This window comes from Moraxella sp. K127 (genome assembly GCF_015223095.1).
Lineage (GTDB): Bacteria > Pseudomonadota > Gammaproteobacteria > Pseudomonadales > Moraxellaceae > Moraxella.
The window spans coordinates 1-599 of sequence record NZ_JADFBZ010000112.1 but is presented as its reverse complement, the minus strand read 5'-3'; the positions used below and the strand labels follow the sequence as shown (position 1 = coordinate 599).

Below are 599 nucleotides of genomic sequence, written 5' to 3'. Positions count from 1 at the left end.
GCAATCGCACTACCCCTTACCAAACAACAACTGTTCAAGATAAGACTTATTCTGTGAAACTCTCATTTTACTGCGTTTCACAGAGAGTTTAGCATCCCCATTGGCTCGAATTAAGTTTAATGCGGTACGAGTCAGTAATGCTTTATTTGCTTTTTCATGACGTTCAAGACTTTTTTGGTCATCTTCACCAAAGATAACATCTAACACCCAATGCTGACTGTTTTCAATAGACCAATGGTTACAAATGGCATCAGCAATCATATTAACATCTGTCAGGGAGCTTAGGTAATAACGGCGTTCAGTGGTCACCTTATCTTTAACATCACGAATGGATTCTACCATGACCACTGCATGAAGGTTAGTCCAATCATCTTTACCTGATAACCAATCAGGTTGTGTTGATGTCGCATAACGTCTTGTCTTAATACGACCGTGGTCTTTTTCGACAGTCTGTATGCTGGTCATGTTGTTATTATTAAGCTTGCTGTTTAACCACAGTACGATGTCTTCATACAAAGTTTTGTGGTTTTGCTTTAAGGCAAAGATGTACTTGGCTTTTGCTTTAATGATTTGTTTGCTGATGTCTTTTTGACAGTAAA

The 599-nt window shown here is 38.4% G+C and carries 1 protein-coding gene; it reads right to left on the bottom strand.

The annotated features are described in order from the left end of the window. Positions 1–9: 9 nt before the first annotated feature. Positions 10–599 (bottom strand): ISAs1 family transposase (locus tag IM753_RS12850; protein ID WP_194092784.1); only part of this gene is annotated, 590 nt, incomplete at its 5' end.